The following is a 17,368-nucleotide window of genomic DNA, read 5'->3' as shown; positions in this document are numbered from 1 at the left end:
GTGGCGGTCGCCCCGCCGACCGAGCGGTTGGCCTACTGGCTGTAGCCCGCCAGGAAGTTGCCGAAACGTTCGATGGCAACGGCCAGGTCGCGGGCCCACGGCAGGGTCACGATCCGCAGGTGGTCGTGGTTCGGCCAGTTGAAGCCGGTGCCCTGGACGACCAGGATCTTCTCCTGCAGCAGCAGGTCGAGGACCAGCTTCGCGTCGTCGTGGATCTCGTAGACGTTGGGGTCGAGGCGGGGGAAGGCGTACAGCGCACCCTTCGGCCGCACGCAGGTGACGCCCGGGATCATGTTCAGTCGCTCCCAGGCGACGTCGCGCTGCTCGAGCAGCCGGCCGCCGGGGAGGATGAGTTCCTCGATGCTCTGGTGTCCGCCGAGCGCCACCTGGATGGCGTGCTGGGCGGGCACGTTCGGGCACAGCCGCATGGAGGCGAGCAGGTCGATGCCCTCCAGGAAGCTCGCCGCGTGATCCTTCGGGCCGGTGATGGCCAGCCAGCCCGAGCGGTAGCCGGCCACCCGGTAGGCCTTGGAGAGGCCGTTGAAGGTCAGGCACAGCAGGTCGGGGGCGAGCGTCGCCAGCGAGATGTGCTTGGCGTCGTCGTAGAGGATCTTGTCGTAGATCTCGTCGGCGAGCAGCAGCAGCTGGTGCTTGCGGGCCAGCGCGACGATCTGGCTGAGCACCTCGGCCGTGTAGACCGCGCCGGTCGGGTTGTTCGGGTTGATCACCACGATCGCCTTGGTGCGCGGAGTGATCTTCGATTCGATGTCGGCGATGTCCGGGTTCCAGCCGTCGGACTCGTCGCACAGGTAGTGCACCGGGGTGCCGCCCGCGAGGCTGGTCGTCGCGGTCCAGAGCGGGTAGTCGGGCGCCGGGATCAGCACCTCGTCGCCGTTGTCGAGCAGGGCCTGCATCGTCATCGTGATCAGCTCGGACACCCCGTTGCCGAGGTAGACGTCGTCGACGTCGAGGTCGGGGAAACCGGGCACCAGCTCATAGCGGGTGACGATGGCGCGGCGTGCCGACAGGATGCCCTTGGAGTCGGAGTAGCCCTGCGCGGTGGGCAGCGCCGCGATCATGTCGCGCATGATGACGTCCGGAGCCTCGAACCCGAACGGGGCCGGATTGCCGATGTTCAGCTTGAGGATGCGGTGGCCCTCGGCCTCGAGCCGGGCGGCGTGCGCGTGTACCGGTCCACGGATCTCGTACAGCACGTTCTGCAGCTTCGCGGACTGGTTGAGCACGCGCGGCTGGATGTGGGTGTGGTGGGAGGGCTCCGAGACGGTCACCCGACCATGGTGCCACCCCGGTTCAACGGGTTTTCTCCGACTACCCCGCATGTGGTGCAGGTAACGGCCTGATCGGACGTCGAAATCGGTGTTCCGTGGCGCCCGCGGAGAGGACCCTGGAAGACGGTACGAAATCCGCACGGAAGTGGCCTTCCCATGAACGCACCGAGCTTTCCACGGCCCGCGCCGGTCGATGTCGCGCATCACAGCCACCTGACCGGACTCTTCGAGCCGCAGCGGGAGGAGGTGGACGTCCGGGGGCTCGAGGTGGTCGGCGAGTTGCCGTCGGATCTGCATGGTGCGTACCTGCGCAACGGCCCCAACCCGCGGTTCGCGCCGATCGGCAGATACGTCTACCCGTTCGACGGCGACGGCATGGTGCACCGGATCGAGCTGGCCGACGGCGTCGCCAGGTACACCAACCGGTTCGTCCGGACCCCGATGGTGGTGGCGGAGGAGCGGGCGGGGCACGCCATCTGGGCGGGCGTGACTGACCTGTACACCCCGAGCGAGTCCGAGGTCGGGTCCGAGCTGGCCGGGATGCCGCGCGAGTTGCCGGACATCAACGTGGTGCGGCACGGCGGCCGGCTGATGGCGATGGCCGAGGCCTCGCAGCCGTACCTGCTCGACCCGGCCGATCTGCGCACCCTCGGGCGGGAGAGCTGCGACGGCGCGATGGCGGTCGGCAGCACCGCGCACCCGAAGATCGATCCGACGACCGGCGAGCTGGTGCTGTTCAACTATCTGCTCGACCCGCCGTACCTGACGTGGTCGGTGGTCGCGGCCGACGGTTCGCTCGCCCGGCCGCCGGAACCGGTCGCGGGCACGGACCGGGCACTGATGGTCCACGACATGGCGTTGACCGAGCGGTACATCGTGCTGATGCTGTGCCCGTTGGCGTTCGACATGGCCGGCCTGCTCACCGGGGGGTCGGTACTGGACTGGCGGCCGGAGGACGGCACCCGGGTGGCGCTGATCCCACGCGACGGCGGACCGGTTCGGTGGACGAGCTGCGAGGCGTTCTGGGTGTGGCACTTCGCGAACGGGTACGACCTGCCGGACGGGCGGGTGAGCGTCGACTACGCGCAGTGGTCGTATCCGGGTGGCTTCGCGGAGGTCGCGCACCCCTCGGTCGGCACGCTGATGCGGGCCGTGATCGACCCGGAGACCGGCGCGGTGCAGCGAACGGCGCTCTCCGACAGGGACGTCGAGTTCCCGCGCATCGACGACCGCAGCCTCACCCGCGGACACGGCACCGTCGCGACCGTCGGCAAGCTCGCGGGCCGCGAGGGACCGATGGATTCGCTGTGGTTCTTCGAACCGTCGGGGTCGGAAGCACACTGGGATCCCGGCAGCATCGCGGTCGGCGAACCGATCTTCATGCCCGGCGCCGAACACGACTACTGGGGGATGATCGGTACCGACCGAGCCGACATGTCGTCGTGGTTCTGCGTGCTCCCCGCCGAGGACCCCGGATCGGGCCCGCTCTGCAGGGTGCGGTTGCCGCTCCGGGTGCCGGCCGGGTTGCACGGGGCGTGGTTGCCCGCGTGACGCGGGCTCGCGTGCCGAGCCCGCGTTGTCGGCGACTCGGCCTAAGTTGGACCGCATGCCACAGCGCGCACCGTACGGATCCTGGATCTCGCCGATCACCGCCGCGGACCTCGCCTCGAGCGGGCACCCGGTCGACGCCGGCCACTTTGTCGGGGAGGAGATCTGGTGGTCGGAGCTGCGCCCCAATGAGGGCGGGCGGACCTCGATCCGACGCTCGGACCGACACGGGGAGCCCGAGGACGTGCTGCCGCCGCCGTGGAACGCCCGCACCCGGGTGCACGAGTACGGCGGCGGCGGCTGGACGGTCACCCACGACGGTCGGCTGGTGTTCGCGGAGTTCAGCGACCAGCGGGTGTACGCGCTGCGCCCGGGCGAGCATCCGATCCCACTGACACCGCCGCCCGCGGTCAGGGCGGGGCTTCGGTACGGCGAGCTGAGCATCGTCGGCGACGAGGTGTGGTGCGTGCGCGAGACGCATTCGGCCGACGGTGAGGTGCGCCGCGACATCTGCGCGATCCCGCTCGACGGCTCCGGCGGCGGCGATCCGGACCGGCTGCGGTCGGTGGTGAGCGGATCGCATTTCCTGGCCTATCCTCGGCTCTCGCCCGATGGCAGGCGCGTTGCCTGGATCGCCTGGGACCACCCACAGATGCCGTGGGACGGTACCGAATTGCGGGTCGCGGAGCTCGACGAGAACGGCGTCTGCGGGCCGGGCCGGGTGCTGCTCGGCGGGCCCGAGGAGTCGGTGCTGCAGCCGGAGTGGTTCGACGACGGCTCCCTCTACGCGATCAGCGACCGCAGCGGATGGTGGAACCTGTACCGGGTGGACGTCGGCGCGCGGCCACCACTGCCCGTGTGTCCGGTGGCCGCGGACTTCGGCGGACCGCTCTGGCATCTCGGTGTCCGCTGGTACGCCGAGCTGGCCGACGGTCGGCTGCTCACCACCCGCACGGTCGGCACCGACACCCTGGCTGTGGTCGACCCGTCCGACGGATCGACCTCGGACGTCGACCTCGGCGACCTCACCTCGCTCGGCATCACGGACCTGCGCGGCGACCGGGTGCTGCTGCGCAGCGGCGGCGCGCTGACGCCGGGCGGGCTGCGGCTGCTGGACCTGGGCACGGGCGCGGTCGCCGACGTCCGGCTCGGTGTCGACGAGCTGCCGGACCTCGCGTATCTGCCCACCGCGCAATCGATCACGGTCACCGGGCCGCAGGGGCGGGAGGTGCACGCGTACGCCTACGCACCGCGCAACCCGAACCATGTGGGGATGGACGGGGAACTGCCGCCGTACGTCGCGTTCGTGCACGGCGGCCCGACCGCCCACGTCGCGCCCTCGCTGAGCATGGTGTTCGCCTACTTCACCAGCCGCGGGATCGGCGTGATCGACGTGAACTACGGAGGGTCAAGCGGGTACGGCCGCGAGTACCGGAACCGGCTGCGTGGTCAGTGGGGGATCGTCGACGTCGAGGACACCATCGCCGCCGTCCGCGGGCTGGCCGATGTCGGGCTGGCGGATCCGCGGCGGCTCGCGATCGAGGGCGGCTCCGCCGGCGGCTGGACGGTGCTGGCGGCGTTGACGACCTCGGACGTGTTCGCCTGCGGCGCTTCGTACTACGGCGTCGCGGAGCTGGAGCTGTTCGTGCAGGAGACGCATGACTTCGAGTCCCGGTACATCGACGGGCTGGTCGGCCCCCTGCCGGAATTCGCGGAGCTCTACGCGCGCCGGGCGCCGGTGAACAACGTCGACGGGCTCTCCTGCCCGGTGCTGCTGTTGCAGGGCCTCTCGGACCCGATCGTGCCGCCGTCGCAGGCGGAGCGGTTCCGGGATGCGATGGTGCGCAAGGGCATACCGCACGCGTACCTGGCATACGAGGGGGAGGCGCACGGGTTCCGGAAGGTGGAGACCATCGTCAGCGCGCGCGAGGCGGAGCTGTCGTTCTACGGCCAGGTGCTCGGTTTCGAGACGCCGGGGATCCCGAGGCTCGAGCTCTGGCGGCCGTAGCCGTCGCGTTTCGTACCGCTCGCACACCCTTTGACAACTTCGCACACGTCATCTGGCCCCAGAGGGTGTGCGATCTCGGGAGAGCGTGTGCGGAACCACCTGCCAGCCCGCGGCCCGGAGGGCGTCCTCTCGCTGCTTCTCCGCCCACAGCACGTCCGCGGGCGTCTGCCCCTCCGGCACCAGGCGGCCGTACTTGACCAGGCCGTCGAACTCGCCGACGACTCCGAGCTCCTCGAACAGGAAGTCCACCCGGCCGAGGTGCGCGCCGTCCGCGGTGTACAGGTTCGGCTGGCAGTTCGGAACGGGGAGTTGCTCGCGGATCATCAGTACCCGGCTGCGCGACTCGCCGACGCTCTCCGATCGGCCGTCGAGCAGGTCCACGACCCGGTGGGCCTTACGGCGGCCCGAGCGCTCGGGGAGGTCAGCGACCGCTTCGGCCAGGTCGGCGGCGGTGAGCGCGGTCGTGTGCAGCGCGTGATCGCCCGCGACGACGGCCTCCTCGAAGGGGAGTGAGCGAGCCAGGTCGAGGACGGTGCGGGCGAGCGTGGTCACGCGCAGCCCGTCGACCTTTGTCGTCTCGTGGTCGGCGAACTCCGCTACGTGCACGTGCCGCAGTTCGGTTCTGCGCCCGCCGCCCGTGCGGTTGCGAGTGAGGTGGACTCGACGCAGGGGCGTGTTCCACATCTCGAGGCCGTGTACCGCCGCTGCGGACTGGTGGCTCAGAACGGCATCCGGCGATGCGGCCCGCAGCGCCGCCTCCGCCCGCAGCCGGTGGGCCGCAGTGGGATCGAGCGCGTCCAGGGCGTCGCGTGGCGTATACATGCCCGGCCGCAGTCGCTCCCAGACCCCCGTGCGGCACTGGCGCTGCAGTTCGTGGTCGGTGGCGCCGCGCTGCAGTGCCTCCTGGCGTCGGATGATGTGTGCCCCCATGCGACTGATGCTGCACCTCGGTCGGGGGAACATCGCTCGGAGCGCTGGGCGAACGCGCAGCCTGTGTACGGGTTTCGGGTTGAGCACAGGCCGTCGGTGTCGCGGAGTTCTCGTCGGGCGCACACCCGTTGGCATGTTCGCACAGGGTGTGGACCGTCAACGGGTGTTCGATCTTGCCAAGAGGTGTGCGGGCAAAGCAGAACGCGCCCCCACCGAGAGTCGGTGGGGGCGCGCTGCCGGCGTTGCTACTTCGTGCTGCGCTTACTTCTTGCGGCCAGGCGCCTTCGCGCCTGCCTTGAACCCGAGTCCGCCCGCCTTCGGCTGCGGCAACGGGGCAGCCTCGGCGGCAGGTGCACTCTCGGCCTCGGGTGCAGCCGGAGCCGGAGCCTCAGCCGGAGCCGCGGGTGCGGCGGCGGCCGGGGCGGCTTTGCGGGCACCCGGGGCCTTGGCGCCCGCCTTGAACCCGAGCCCGCCCGCCTTGGGCTGCGGGGGTGCGGCAGGAGCCTTCGCGGCCGGTGCCTCCGCGGCCGGAGCGGCGGGAGCCGGTGCCTCCGCGGCCGGAGCGGCGGGAGCCGGTGCCTCCGCAGCGGGCGCTGCGGCGGCCGGGGCAGCCTTGGCGCCCGGAGCCTTGGCCCCACCCTTCATCTGCAGACCCTTGCCGGGAGCCTTGGCGCCGGACGCGAGGCCCAGCCCCTTCGGCTTGGCGGCGGGAGCGGCAGCCTCGGCAGCGGGAGCCGGTGCCTCCGCGGCCGGGGCTGCCTTGGCGCCCGGAGCCTTGGCCCCGCCCTTCATGCCCAGGCCCTTGCCCGGTGCCTTCGCGCCACCCTTGAGGCCGAGGCCCTTCGGGGCGGCGGCAGGCGCCGCAGCGGCCTCGGCAGCCGGAGCGGCCTCGGCGGCGGGAGCGGCAGCGGCAGCGGCGGGCTTGGCACCCGGAGCCTTTGCACCCGGAGCCTTGGCCAGACCCTTCATGCCCAGACCCTTGACCGCGGGCTTCGCGGCGGCCGGGGCGGCGGCAGCGGCTTCGGCGACGGGAGCGGCCGGCGCCTCGACGACCGGCGCGGCCTCGGCGACGGGAGCCGCCGCCTTCACCCGGGGCTCGACCTTGATGTTCGCGGTCAGCTCCGCGGGCTCGAGGCGGGTGATGGACTCGAGCATCATCTGCGCGACGTCCACGACCTCGACGCCCTCGCCCTGGCCCGACTCCTGGCGCGCGGTGACGCCGTCGGTGAGCATGACGCGGCAGAACGGGCAGCCGGTGGCGATCTTCTTCGGATCGGTCGACAGTGCCTCGTCCACGCGGTCGACGTTGATGCGCTTGCCGATGTTCTCTTCCATCCACATGCGCGCACCGCCGGCGCCACAGCACATGGACCGTTCGCCGTGCCGCGGCATTTCCTTGAGGTTGCTGCCGGTGGCGGCCATCAGCTCACGCGGGGCGTCGTACACCTTGTTGTGGCGACCCAGGAAGCACGGGTCGTGGTAGGTGACGTCCTCGTTGACGGAGGCGACGGGGATCAGCTTCTTCTGCCGCACCAGGCGGTTGAGCAGCTGGGTGTGGTGGATGACCTCGTAGTCGCCGCCCACCTCCGGGTACTCGTTGCCGAGCGCGTTGAAGCAGTGCGCACAGGTGACGACGATCTTGCGCTTGGACTGCTCGACGCCGTCGAAGACGTTGTTGAGGACCTCGATGTTCTGCATCGCGAGCTGCTGGAACAGGAACTCGTTGCCCGCGCGGCGAGCGGAGTCACCGGTGCAGGTCTCGTCGGCGCCCAGGACCATGAACTTCACGCCCGCGGTGGCGAGCAGCTCGGCGACGGCCTTGGTGGTCTTCTTCGCGCGGTCCTCGTAGGCGCCGGCGCAGCCGACCCAGAACAGGTACTCGTAGTCCTCGAAGGTCTCCGCGTCCTTGCCGAAGACCGGGATCTCGAAGTCCATCTCGGAGATCCAGTTGAGGCGGTCCTTGGAGTTCTGGCCCCAGGGGTTGCCCTTGTTCTCGAGGTTCTTGAACAGGCCTGCCAGCTCGGACGGGAACTCCGACTCGATGAGCACCTGGTAGCGGCGCATGTCGATGATGTGGTCGACGTGCTCGATGTCCACCGGGCACTGCTCGACGCAGGCGCCGCAGTTGGTGCAGGACCACAGGGTCTCGAGGTCGATGACGGGCGCGAGCTCGCCCTCGACGGTCTCGCCGACCAGCTTGCGCTCCGCCTCGGTGCGCGCGGCCTCGGGGATCTTCGCCAGCGCGGCCTCGTCGACCTTGCCGTCGGCGTCGACCAGGCCGACCTCGTCGCCGCCCATGTCCTTCTTGCCGCCCGCCAGCAGGTACGGCGCCTTGGCGTAGCCGTGGTCGCGCAGCGACATGATCAGCAGCTTGGGCGAGAGCGGCTTGCCGGTGTTCCAGGCGGGGCACTGCGACTGGCAGCGGCCACACTCGGTGCACGTGGTGAAGTCCAGCCAGCCCTTCCAGGAGAAGTCCTCGATCTGGCCCGCACCGAGGGTGTCGGTGTCCGGATCGACGTTGTCCATGGTCAGGACCTGGCCCTTGGACATCATGGGCTTGGCCGCGCCGAGGGCGACGCCGCCGTCGTCCTCACGCTTGAAGTAGATGTTGAAGAAGGCGGAGAAGCGGTGCCAGGCGACGCCCCAGTTGATGTTGCGGCCGACCACGTACAGCCAGACCATGGCGGACATCAGCTTGACGAAGGCGAACGCCGAGACCATGTTCGTGTTCGCCGGCAGCAGCTCGGCGACACGCATGGTGAAGAAGTCGGTCCACGGGTTGGCGTGGCCGTAGGTGGCGATCTTGCCGGCCTTGACCATGATCATGCCCAAGCCCTCGATGAGGACGACGGCCTCGACGAAGTAGGCGGCCCGGAAGTTCGAGCCACCGAAGCGCGAGAGCCGACCCGGCTCGCGAGGATGGTTGCGCTGGCGGATGACGACCAACACGACGATGCCGATGACGGTTCCGATTCCCAGCAGCTCGTCGATGAAGTGGTACACCGCGGTCCCACCGATGAACGGCCATCCACCTTCAGGGTTGAAGGTCTGGATGTACGCCTCCATCGCGACGATCGATCCCAGAAGGAACCCGACCATCACGAGCCAGTGGGCCCAGCCGACGGTGCGGAACTTGTTCATTCGGGTGTGCGCGGCAAACTCCACGACCATCTGCTTGAGGCGCGGGAAGAACGGGCGCCACCGGTCCGGAGCAGGCTGACCGATCCGGATCGCGCTGACTATCTTCCACACGCCGCGGAAGAACGACCCCCAAGCGGGGATGCTCAGCAGCACACCGATCGTGCCCAACGTGATCGTCAGGGCGTTCATGTCACGGCCTTTCCTTATCCGACGGCAACGCCAACACGGGCCAAGTTACCCGTCGGTAGCATCCCGAGCCAACGTCGAGCCCATGGTCGCATCGACCGAGGGTCCACGCGAGGCACAGGTGTTCTCACGCTCACCGTAATTTGTGCCCCTCAGAGGGGTCAGCGCAGGTCAACCTAACTTCGCCGGATGACCTGCGAAGAAGTGAGTCGGCGAAACGGGTTCGAGGTCAATTGCTGCGCCTTGTTCTCAGACGAATCACAGATTAAGGTCCCCCGAGACTGTGTTGTGACCCATGTGTCAATTTTGCTTTCCAGAGGGGATCTATAGATGAGGCTGAAGAAGTTCGCGGCGACGTCGCTGATGGCGATCGCGGCGCTGGGTGTGGGTGCGGGCACCTCGTACGCGGCACCGGCCGCGCCCGCGCCCGAGACCATCGACTGGAGCTCGAAGATCGAGGGACAGTCGGTCGTCACCACCATCGACGCGGGCGCCTTCAAGGTCTCCGGCGACGGCAAGAACATCGAGCTGCAGGACAACGCGGGCAAGGCCGTCGTGAGCCTGCCGCTGGCCTTCCAGCTCAACGACCTCAAGTTCCCGATGGAGCAGAAGGTCAGCGAGGACGGCAAGACCGTCACCCTGACCCCGATCTTCGACCTGGGCAAGGCCAAGCCGGTCACCCCCGCGGACCGCGGCGACCGCAACATCGGGGGCATCGGGATCAAGGACATCGCCTCGCCGGCTGAGAACCTGCTCGCTCAGGAGACCTTCAACGCGCAGCTCGCCGTGGCCACCGCCTCCGGTGCTCTGGTCGGAACCATCATCGGTGCGGTCGTCGGTGGAATCGTCGGTGCGCCGACGCTTGTTGGCATGCTCGCCACCATCCCGGTCGGTGCAACGGTCGGTGGCATCGTCGGCACCATCGCAGTCGGTGGCCCGACGCTGATCGCCGCGGGCATCGGCCTGGGCCAGACCCTGCTCGCCGAGCCGGGCACCAGCCAGTACGCGGAGCACCTGCAGAAGTAGCGCACCCAAGATAGACGCCAGCGGCCCGTCACCTCCACGGAGGTGACGGGCCGCTGGCGTCTATCTGGCCCTTCGTTGGCGCCACCCGGGTGGGGTCGCCGAAGGGCTGTGAGTGTCACGGGTGTGGGTCGACGCCCGCACCCGTGACACTCAGTCGCTTAGGACGCGGTGCCCGCGTTCGTCGCGATCGTGACGATGTTGCTGACCATTCCGAACACGATGGGGAGCAATGCCTCCATGGAACTTCCTTCTGTCCGCCGGCGCGAGTGTCCGGCATCGTTCTGACTGGGCCCCCCAGCCAGGTGTGTCGCTGGCGCGCAACCCTTCCCGCCCCAGGAACAACGGGATTCTACCGTTAACCCGCGGTTCGGTGGGACGTTACCCCGGAACGCGAAAAGGGGCCTCCCGCGCGAAATGCCGCGTCGGAGGCCCCTTTTCGTGGAATCTATGCGCCTAGTTGGTGCGGACCTTCAGGCCAGGGTTGGCGGCGAGGACCGCGTTGATCGGCGTCGCGTACAGCTGGGGGCTGTCACCGACCAGCGTGGTGACCACCGAGGCCAGCTCGCAGAACATCATGTCGCCCACGTTGGAGGCGCTCGAGATGCCCAGTGCCCTGGTGCCGGTCACGATGGCGCCGCCGCTGTCGCCCTGCAGCGCACAGATGTTCGCGGTGAAGCCGTTCTTCAGGGTGCGGGTTCCGACGTCCACGATCTGGTTGACGGAGTTGATGGTGCCGCAGCTGAAGCCGGTGGTGAGGCCGGACTTGCACACCGGCGCACCCACGACGGGATCGGCGGTTCCGGTGATCGGCACCGGGTTCGCGCCGGGGGCGCGCACGAAGTTGTTCGCGAAGCGCTGCGCGGCGGCGTCGTCGATCTTGATCACCGAGTAGTCGAGGCCATCGACGGTCGACTTGGCGAAGGTGCCGAAACGGTTGCCGAAGTTCGCGCCGTGCATCTCGAAGGCGATCGACGCGGCGTTGGTGCCGGCGGCGGCGCGGTTCGGGTCGCAGTGCCCGGCGGAGATGTTCACCGCGCGGCCGGAGCCGTCGGTGCCGTTGAAGCCGAGCGAGCAACGGAAGGCGCCGTCGGCGTTCTCGGCGGCGTAGGAGTCGCCGCCCAGGCGGGCGTCGGCGCGCACCGGGTTGTCGACGGCGGGCGGAGCGGACGAGCCGAGCGCCGGGGCCAGCACCACGCGCGCCGACTCCAGGAAGTCGGGCAGCTGCAGGCCCTGGCCCTCCGCGGTGTTCTGGACGCGCAGCACGACGTCGTTGTTGACGGTGTCGATCGCGGCGCCGCCGATGAGACCGGACAGCGGTGCGGGCAGCTTCTCGATCCAGCTGTTCATGTGGCCGAGCTGGTCGCGCAGGGCGCGCTCGCTGCGGGGCAGGTCCTTGACGTTGTATCCGGCGGCCTCGACGGCGGCGCGGGCCGCGGCCGCGTCCTTGCCGTCGGCCAGGCCGATCAGCGGCGACCCGGCCGGGTCCAGCCAGGCGCCCGCGAAGGACTCCGGGAACTTCTCGCGCATCGTGTTGGCGAACGCCACCAGCTTCTGTCCGGCCTCGGCCTTGTCGAGGTACTGCTCCGGGCTGAGACCGAGATCGCGCTGGATCGCGGTGATCAGGTCGGCGGGCAGCGCGGCCGCAGGCGCCGGGGCGGCGGGCTCCGCGTGTGCGAGGGCCGCGCCGGGCGCGATCAGGAGGAGGGCCGCAGAGCCGATCATCGCGGCACGGCGGGCGCGAACGCTACGCATGGGGACCTTTCGGATTGAGGGCATGCGGGCATGACCTAGCCATCGGCCGGGTCAGTCCTAGCGACTATATGGGTTGCGCCCGCCGTTGCCTACCGGAAACCGTCGGATGATTCGGTGCCGCCGGTGTGTCAGCGGCGCGCGTCGGCGGCCCGGACCCGCAGGTCGAGACCGAGAGCGCCGTTGGCGTGGTCCACGATCTTCTCGATCGGGATGCCGATGCTCGCGGTGCCGCCCTCGGGGGCCAGCACGAGGTTGGCCTCCATGCAGCTCGGCGCCCCGCCCGAGTTGGAGCCGCTGGTGATGCCGAGGGCCCTGGTGCCGGTGAGGATGGCGCCGCCACTGTCCCCGCCGAGGGTGCAGGTGGAGCCGGCGAAACCGCGGACCAGGCGGGTGCTGCCGTCGGCCATGTGCAGCGGGGCGTCGACGCTGTCGGCGAGGACCAGGCCGCAGGTGAACGTGGAGGTCTGTCCGGACTTGCAGATCGGTGCGCCGATGACCGGGCGCGCGGTGCCGGTCACGGTGACAGTGGTGCCGTTGGCGCCGCGGACGGTCGGCTTGTCCAGCCCGGCGGCGGTGCCCGCCTCGTTCAGCTTGATCACCGAGTAGTCCAGGCCGCCCGCGGGCTCACCCATCGCGGAGTGCCGGAAGGCACCGATCTGCTTACTGCGGGTGACGTCCGCGAAGTCGGGCAGGTAGACCGGTGCGCCCGCGGGCACCGACGCGTTCTCCTGCGAGGGATCGCAGTGACCGGCGCTGAGGTTGTAGGGCGTGCCCGCGGAGTCGACGGCGTTGAAGCCGAACGAGCAGACCCCGATCTCGGCGGGATCGATGTCGCCGGTGATCGGACGCGGGGTGGTGATGTAGGTGTCGCCGCCCTGGGCGTGCTGGTCGACCGGCGGCTGTCCACCGGGGCTCAGCACGACCTTGAGTCCGGCCAGCAGCGTCGGCAGGTTCAGTGCCCGGCCGATGGGGCTGTTCACCACGTCGATGACGACCCGGTTCTCCAGCACGTCGATGGAGGTGGAGTTGATCTGCGAGGAGATGTCCTTCGGCAGGCCGAGGATCCACTTGTTGAGCTGCGCCAGCGAACCCTCGAGGTCGTTCGCGGACACCGCCGCGAGCCGGGTGGCGTAGCCGTCGCGGGCCACCCGCTGCGCCTCCGCGGTGGTGGTGACCGCGACGACGGGCACGCCGTCGGTCCCCATCCAGGACCCGGCGTAGGTGGCGGGGCTGCCCTCGCGCAGGGTCTGCGCGTAGCCGGCCAGCCGCTGTGCGGCCTCGGCCCGCTCGATGTACTGCTGCGGGCTCAGCTTCAGGTCGCGGGCGATCGCGTCGACGAGTTCGGCGGGTAGCTGCTGCGCGACATCTGCGGCCGAATTCGACTGGGGTTCATGCGGTTCGGCCTGGGCGATTGCAGAGAAGGGGATCAGGGTGGCCGAGGCGAGGGCTGCGGCGCGGAACGCCAGCGGGAGACGCATGAAGACCTTTCGTCGAGAGCGCGGATGTGTCAGCGCTCCACCATAGGTGACGGGCGCCTCCGGCGCTCGTGCGCGTGTCACACCCCGGTCGGGGTGCCACACGCTAGGCGACGCCCGCCCCGGCCGCGGGGGTGGTCGTGGTCGTCGCCGCGGTGGTCGTGGTCGTCGTGGTGGTCGGCGGCGGCGTCGTTTCGGTCGTCGTGGTGGGGGCGACCGTCGTCGTGGTGGTCGTGGTCGTGGTCGGACGGGCCGACGGACTCGGTGGGGCGGGCGGCGCGGTGGTGACCGGCGGCCGGGCCTGGGTCGTCGGGGCGACCGTGGTGGTGGTCGGTGCTGCCGTCGTGGCCCGGACCGTGGTGGACGTCGGGGCCTTGGTGGTCGTGGTGGTCGGTCGCGGCGAGGTGGTGGCCGCGGCCGGGGTGGACGGGTCGATGACGGGGACCGCCGTCACGGGGGCGTCGGTGGACCGCAGGTTCACCACCAGGCCGACCAGCGCGACCGCCAGGACCACTCCCGCCGCCGCAGTGATCACGGTGGTGCGTTCGAACCGCGACCGGGACCTCGCAGTGATGGATGTCGCCGCGGCCGCCGCCGGTGGCTCCACCGGGTCCGGCAGTGCGGGCAACACCGGACGGCCGGGTCCCGCCTCGGTGAACGCGGTCGGTGGGCCCGCGACAGCGACGGCCGGCATGGTCACCGTGTCGGCGTCGGCATCGACGACGGCGCCGTCGTCGATGCCGACGGTCTGCGCGGCGGTCGCGGCGGGGCCGCCGACCGCGAGCAGCGCGGCGCCGTGCGCGCCCGTGCACCCCGGGCGGGGCCCGAGCACGGTGGGCAGGCCGATGATCTCCCCGGCCAGCCGCGGCACCAGTGGCATCGCGGAGCCGCCGCCGGTCAGCAGCACCGTGCGCACGTCCGACGTGGCCAGGTCGTGCGCGCCGATGGTCTGCTCGACGAGGTCGAGAGACCCGGCGATCGACGACTCCAGCAGTTCCTCGAGCTCGGTCCGCCGCAGGGTGACGGTGGTGGTCGTGCCCGCCAGCTCGACCGCGATCGGTGCCTCGGCCGCCGTGGACAGTGTTTCCTTCGCCTCGGCGCACCGGCGGCGCAGCGACGACAGCTCGGCCCTGGTGGCCGGATCGCTCAGATCGACCGGACCGAGTTCACCCGCGACCGTGCCCAGGACGTGCTCGACGATCGCCCGATCGAAGGTGTCGCCGCCGAAGCGGGTGGTGAAGGTCGACGGCCGGAGCAGTCCGGCGTCGGTGCCTGTTCGTACGAGCGAGATGTCGAGCCCGGCGCCGCCGAGGTCGTAGACGGCGACGATCGCGTCGCCGAGGGGTCCGTGCGCCGCCTCGAGCCAGGTCACCGCGGCCACCGGCTCCGGAACCAGGCTCACCCCGGGCAGTCCGACGTGGTCGAGGGCCTCCCGCATCGACTGTGCGGTCGCCTCCGACCACCGCGGCGGGTGGGTGGCGACGATCTCGGGCTGCTCGGACAGGCCGGGGAACGTCTCGGCCGCCTCCTGCACGAGGCTGTGCATCGCGGTGGCGACCAGGTCCTCGGCCAGGTACGCGGACCCGTCGCCGATCTCGAGCCCGGCCGGATCGCCCGCGTGCACCGCGAAATCGGCGATGACCCCGGTCGCGTCGGGGGGCGAGCCGAGCACCGCCTCGCCCGCGGTCGTCAGCTGCAGCGTGGCGCGGCGGACGATCGTGGCCGGCTCGGCGTCGATGCTCGGACTGCCGGTGGTGTGGAGGACCGCAACGGCGTTGGTGCCGCCGACCCCCAGTCCAAGCCCCGCGGCCATCTCTTCCCCCGTCTCATTGCTGCCGCGCTCGCCGGGTTCTCGCGCGTCGCGCGTACCGGACCGCGGCGCGATCTCGGGCGACAGCCTATCCATTCGCCTACGCTCGACCCGAGAGCGTCGACCAAGCGGGGTTGTGACAAGGGCCCTGCGCGAGGTGCTGGGAGGGCCGCTGAGCGATGACGCATTCACCGAACTACCGGGATGCGAATCCGTTGTTCAGGTTCATGCGTACCGTGGGCGGGACGAAGCCCATGTCGCGGTACTCCGCGCGCACCCTGCATCACGTCGACCGCCTGATTTTTCGGCTCACCAAGGGGCGCACCACCATGACGAGCATGACCACGGGCTTTCCGGTGGTCATGCTCACCACCACGGGCGCCAAGAGTGGGGTGGCCCGCACCCTGCCACTGCTCGGACTGCCCGACGGCGACCGGATCGCGGTGATCGCGTCGAACTACGGCCAGCACGACAACCCGGGCTGGTACTACAACCTGCGCAAGCAGCCCGCGGCGACGATCACGGTGGCGGGCGGAACGCCCCGAACGGTTCGCGCCTACGAGGCGGAGGGCGACGAGCGAGAACGGCTGTGGCAGAAGGGCTTGGACGTCTACCCCGGGTGGGCCGGGTACGAGCGGCGCGCTACCGACCGTCGGATCCCGGTGATGGTGCTCGAGCCTGAGGCGAGCGCCGACTGAGAGCGGCCGCAGCGACCCGGAGGTCACCCGGCCAGTCCACCGAGCACGCACCCTTTTCGTCGAGATCGCACGGGTTTTGGCCGCTCAACGGGGGTGCGATCTCGTGAAGGGGTGTGCGACGGCGCAGGTTCAGCCGACCAGGTTGGTCGATTCCTTCCGCCAGTCGTAGACGACGCGGGTCCGTAACACGATGTCCTGCAACGACCGGCGCCTGGGATCGACCGCCGCCCACAGCAGCCCGAACGCGAACAGGACGCAGAGCACGGCCCGCACGGCGGCGCGGGGCCAGGGGACCAGCCTGCCCTTGGCGGTGACGACCCGCAGCCCCATCGACAGCGCGCCGACGGTGCGCCCGGTCGTCGCCCAGCAGCCGGTCAGGTACACGATCGACACGGTGAGGGTGACCGTCGCGGAGGCCAGCGCGGCCGGTTCGGGGAACCGGAAGTTCTGCGGGGAGAACAGCAACCGCACCAGGGCCAGACCCAGGTAGGTCAGGCCCATCATCGCGAGCACCACCCCGAGGTCGATCACGGCGGCGATCGCGCGGGTGACGATCCCGGCGGGCCGGTGTGGAGGTTGCTCGATCCGGTTGCTCACGGCGCCGGGTTCCCGGGCCGATCGCTGCCGCCCGCCGGCAGATCGTCCTCCGTGTCGGGGGCGCGGCCGAACAGCCTGCCGACGAAGCCCGCGACGGCGTCGTCGGCCTGCATGCCCTGGCTCCGGACCCCGTGAACCGCCTCGGAGGACAGCGAACCCGTCGACTCCCGGATGATGTCCGGCAGGTCCACGCCGTCGATGATGTCGTTGGCGAGGCCCACCAGGTCCAGCCGGGCGACGATCGCGTCGATATCGATCCGGCGCGCCACCTCGTCGAGGTCGACCCGCGCGATCTGCCTGCCCAGGTCGACGGAGTCGACGATGCCGTCCAGATCGAGCCGGCTGATCACGGCGTCCACGTCCAGCCGCGCCGCGATCCGGTCGACGTCGACGGTGGCGGCGATCCGATCGACGTCGACGGTGTCGACAATCCGATCTATGTCGAGGGACTCGGCGATCAGGTTCAGGTCGACGTTCTCGCGCACGAGTCGGGTGAGATCGACCTCGAGCAGAGCCGCCGCGACCACCTCCCGGATCACGAGGCGCAGCAGGTCCCGGACGGTCGGGGCGGCCGCCCGCGCGACCTCCTCGCCGCGCGCCCGCAGCGCGTCCGCCGTGGCGTCGAGGCGCCGGGCCAACCCCGGCACCCGGCGTAGCGTGTCGACGGCGAAGCGGGCCGTCGCGCCCACCGCTTCGGCCGCCGTCACCGCCACGCCGATCGTGAGGTACACCGCATCGGCGCCGGGCAGGGACGTCAACGCCCGGTTCGACGCGCGTTCGACTCGCTCGTCCGGAGGCATGGTCCCCTCCCTGATCGGTGGCTGACGCGAAAGCGGTCAGGTCGTGATCATAGGTGTCACCGGCGGGCCCGACGGCGGTTGTGTCGGGGTCGTGACCCCGACCCGGTG

12 protein-coding genes are annotated in these 17,368 nt (G+C 70.4%); 4 read left to right on the top strand and 8 right to left on the bottom strand.

Annotated elements, in window-relative coordinates; translation table 11 throughout:
* Positions 1 to 32 precede the first annotated feature (32 nt).
* Positions 33 to 1,340 (bottom strand): pyridoxal phosphate-dependent aminotransferase, encoded by a 1,308-nt coding sequence (locus ACFQS9_RS00970; protein ID WP_378400631.1) that lies wholly within the window; start codon positions 1,338 to 1,340, stop codon positions 33 to 35.
* A gap of 105 nt (positions 1,341 to 1,445) precedes the next feature.
* Between ACFQS9_RS00970 and ACFQS9_RS00965 the strand changes: the two genes are divergently transcribed.
* On the top strand, positions 1,446 to 2,840 hold the full coding sequence (locus ACFQS9_RS00965) for a carotenoid oxygenase family protein (protein WP_378400629.1): 1,395 nt from the start codon (positions 1,446 to 1,448) through the stop codon (positions 2,838 to 2,840).
* Positions 2,841 to 2,895: 55 nt separating this feature from the next.
* Positions 2,896 to 4,845: a prolyl oligopeptidase family serine peptidase gene (locus tag ACFQS9_RS00960; protein WP_378400627.1), complete on the top strand. Its 1,950-nt coding sequence runs from the start codon at positions 2,896 to 2,898 to the stop codon at positions 4,843 to 4,845.
* 48 nt (positions 4,846 to 4,893) lie between these two features.
* On the opposite strand, the gene ACFQS9_RS00955 is transcribed toward ACFQS9_RS00960, so the two are convergent.
* Together ACFQS9_RS00955 and ACFQS9_RS00950 are read right to left on the bottom strand one after the other, a co-directional pair.
* Positions 4,894 to 5,775 carry a type IV toxin-antitoxin system AbiEi family antitoxin domain-containing protein gene (locus ACFQS9_RS00955; protein ID WP_378400625.1) on the bottom strand — a complete coding sequence of 294 codons (882 nt, stop codon included), beginning with the start codon at positions 5,773 to 5,775 and terminating at the stop codon, positions 4,894 to 4,896.
* Between the two features lie 261 nt (positions 5,776 to 6,036).
* Positions 6,037 to 9,105 carry a heterodisulfide reductase-related iron-sulfur binding cluster gene (locus tag ACFQS9_RS00950; RefSeq protein WP_378400624.1) on the bottom strand — a complete coding sequence of 1,023 codons (3,069 nt, stop codon included), beginning with the start codon at positions 9,103 to 9,105 and terminating at the stop codon, positions 6,037 to 6,039.
* 327 nt (positions 9,106 to 9,432) lie between these two features.
* Between ACFQS9_RS00950 and ACFQS9_RS00945 the strand changes: the two genes are divergently transcribed.
* On the top strand, positions 9,433 to 10,128 hold the full coding sequence (locus tag ACFQS9_RS00945; protein ID WP_378400622.1) for a DUF8020 domain-containing protein: 696 nt from the start codon (positions 9,433 to 9,435) through the stop codon (positions 10,126 to 10,128).
* A 453-nt stretch (positions 10,129 to 10,581) separates the two neighbouring features.
* Here the strand turns inward: ACFQS9_RS00945 and ACFQS9_RS00940 are convergent, their stop codons facing one another.
* The 3 genes from ACFQS9_RS00940 to ACFQS9_RS00930 all read right to left on the bottom strand — a co-directional run bounded on the left by ACFQS9_RS00940 (position 10,582) and on the right by ACFQS9_RS00930 (position 15,261).
* The gene (locus tag ACFQS9_RS00940; RefSeq protein WP_378400620.1) at positions 10,582 to 11,880 is read right to left on the bottom strand and encodes a S1 family peptidase; all 1,299 of its coding nucleotides are present in this window, start codon (positions 11,878 to 11,880) and stop codon (positions 10,582 to 10,584) included.
* Between the two features lie 128 nt (positions 11,881 to 12,008).
* Entirely contained in the window at positions 12,009 to 13,358 is a 1,350-nt protein-coding gene (locus ACFQS9_RS00935) for a S1 family peptidase (protein ID WP_378400617.1), read from the bottom strand.
* Between the two features lie 103 nt (positions 13,359 to 13,461).
* Positions 13,462 to 15,261, bottom strand: a complete 1,800-nt coding sequence (locus ACFQS9_RS00930; RefSeq protein WP_378400615.1) for an Hsp70 family protein — start codon at positions 15,259 to 15,261, stop codon at positions 13,462 to 13,464.
* An 83-nt stretch (positions 15,262 to 15,344) separates the two neighbouring features.
* Between ACFQS9_RS00930 and ACFQS9_RS00925 the strand changes: the two genes are divergently transcribed.
* Positions 15,345 to 15,863, top strand: coding sequence for a nitroreductase family deazaflavin-dependent oxidoreductase (locus ACFQS9_RS00925; protein WP_378400613.1), 519 nt, complete (start codon positions 15,345 to 15,347; stop codon positions 15,861 to 15,863).
* A 129-nt stretch (positions 15,864 to 15,992) separates the two neighbouring features.
* Here the strand turns inward: ACFQS9_RS00925 and ACFQS9_RS00920 are convergent, their stop codons facing one another.
* Together ACFQS9_RS00920 and ACFQS9_RS00915 are read right to left on the bottom strand one after the other, a co-directional pair.
* Complete coding sequence (locus ACFQS9_RS00920) at positions 15,993 to 16,448, bottom strand: RDD family protein (protein ID WP_378400778.1); 456 nt, start codon at positions 16,446 to 16,448, stop codon at positions 15,993 to 15,995.
* 8 nt (positions 16,449 to 16,456) lie between these two features.
* Positions 16,457 to 17,260, bottom strand: coding sequence for a hypothetical protein (locus ACFQS9_RS00915; protein ID WP_378400611.1), 804 nt, complete (start codon positions 17,258 to 17,260; stop codon positions 16,457 to 16,459).
* Positions 17,261 to 17,368: the final 108 nt, after the last annotated feature.

The organism is Rhodococcus daqingensis, from assembly GCF_042665615.1.
Lineage (GTDB): Bacteria > Actinomycetota > Actinomycetes > Mycobacteriales > Mycobacteriaceae > Rhodococcus_G > Rhodococcus_G daqingensis.
This window is presented reverse-complemented; position numbering and strand designations above follow the sequence as displayed.